The sequence below is a fragment of the Aeromonas sp. PS2Canimalfood6 genome, assembly GCF_048276795.1.
Taxonomy (GTDB): domain Bacteria; phylum Pseudomonadota; class Gammaproteobacteria; order Enterobacterales; family Aeromonadaceae; genus Aeromonas; species Aeromonas caviae.
Map to the genome: position 1 here is coordinate 1 of NZ_JBLUXC010000118.1, position 1,991 is coordinate 1,991.

General features: G+C 56.2%; 1 protein-coding gene and 1 pseudogene. Both read left to right on the forward strand.

Annotated elements, in window-relative coordinates:
• Positions 1–1,209: 1,209 nt before the first annotated feature.
• The gene (locus ACNPAA_RS20760) at positions 1,210–1,488 is read left to right on the forward strand and encodes a hypothetical protein (protein ID WP_417891984.1); all 279 of its coding nucleotides are present in this window, start codon (positions 1,210–1,212) and stop codon (positions 1,486–1,488) included.
• 255 nt (positions 1,489–1,743) lie between these two features.
• Positions 1,744–1,991 (forward strand): annotated as a pseudogene (locus ACNPAA_RS20765) (hypothetical protein); the annotation flags it as partial.

Genomic DNA, 1,991 nt, shown 5'->3' on the forward strand with positions numbered 1-1,991 from the left:
ATCGGGGGGGTGTGCGGGTATTCAAGACCATTGATGCGGCGGTCTCCTTGGTACGTTCCTGCGGGTTTACGAGTGTCCAGGTATCTTGGTCTGCTCCTGCTCCTGAACCTGTGAAGATGCCCCCGCCACCTGCGAACAGGCGAACCCCTCCAAAGAAAAAACGGCGTAAGTAACAACCGCTCCGTGGAAAAGCCCTATTGCCCACAGGGGACAAGCCCCTGATGGACAACCCTTCGGGAACGGGCTTTACCACCTCGCCAAGGTCCTCTCTCTAATGACTTTCTAGACGGGCTCCGGCCTATTGGCCTCCGCGAAAAAGGAAGCGCCAAGGCCTTGCTTGGCAAGGCTGCGCCCTCCTGTCTTAAACAGGCTTGCGCGACCATGATCGGACTATCGGACGAACCCAGCGTTTCCCCCGGGTTGCCGCCCCTCTGCACGCTCCGATAGAGCACCTCCAACTGCATCCCACTATCCCGATTCAGAGGCCCTGAGAGCCCCTAGGCCTGTTTTCCCATACCTGCCTGTGGGTGTGCATTGCTGAGGTGCGCCGCTGCGCGTTTGGGTCGTATGCAGAGTCTCCCCGTTCGACCCGACTCACACACCTGGAACGGCAACAATCTCTTGAAGTCCAATCCATCCAGGTACGCTAAAGCGCCAAGGTGTGAGCCTTGGTAACAGGGATACGCGCGGGTGCTTGATTGATAGGGCTTTTGGCCGCTAAACTGGTTGGGTATTGGGTAGCTCGTCGCGCGTATCGACCTGTTACCGGTGGGGCGTTTGATGATTTTCACCCCACCCGAACAAACCGCCTGCCAGGGCGGTTTTTTCGTTTCTGGATACTACCTTACCTTCTGTTGATCCTCTGGATCCAGTCTCGATCTTCTCCTTTTTGCAAAAACACAGCCTAGGCCGCGTATTTCCTGCCTTGGGGCTATTTTGCCAACTCCAAGGAGGAGGACGGTCGAGCGGTCTAGCGAGGAGGACGACGACGCTGGAGGGGGCAAGCAATCAATTGATCCATTGATTCGCGTATCGGTGAATTAACCAATTAGCTAACTGGTTAGTTATTGTTACTGTGACGAAAAATAGCATTGCCAATAACTGTCACAGTGACGATAATTAAGGGGTCGAGGGGGAACCCTCGCCAGTCCCCGGATGTAATACGGGTAGGCTGGCTAATTACCGTCACTGTTACCGAAAAGGCCCAGTATGAAAGACGTCAACGACAATCAAACCGCCGACCTGCTCCCCATCAAGCGCCCCCGTGGCCGTCCTCGTACTGGATCTGCGCTCTCTGGTGCTGAACGTCAGGCCAAGTACCGAGCAGCTCAGGCAGATAAAAGCGTTACTGTGACGTTTAATCGGGATGATATCCCCGCGCTCAAGCTGCTGTTGGCCAATCCAAACCCCGCTCTCGATGTTGACCAGGTAACGCTTGATCGCCTGGTTGGTGCGTTGTTCACGGCCGCCCTCGAACAGGGGCGGTAGCCCCTACAAGGCGCCCCTCTTACGTCAAAATTTTCACGTAAGGCCAAGCGCCGGAACCCGCGCAGCGGTCCAGAACCTGACCTGAGACTGGCTCCCCTCCCTTCCCTGCCAAACCGGCTTTTGAGGGGTGGGCGCACTGAGGGAGGTAAACGCCGCAGCGCCCACCCCCCCCCGTGTAGTAATACGGGGGGAATACTAGCGAAAACTGTACTATGCTCGTGCAAAAACCGATTTTTGCACATGCAGGATGCGATTATGCTCGAATCTATCTTTAGGGGGCTATCCAGTTACGGGGCTGTGGTGTCAGTTACGATCATCGAAACAGAGGGAGGGTATGCGGTCAGCGTGCAGACGCAAACGGGGCCGCATTTGTTAGCGCTATATCGGGGGGGTGTGCGGGTATTCAAGACCATTGATGCGGCGGTCTCCTTGGTACGTTCCTGCGGGTTTACGAGTGTCCAGGTATCTTGGTCTGCTCCTGCTCCTGAACCTGTGAAGATGCC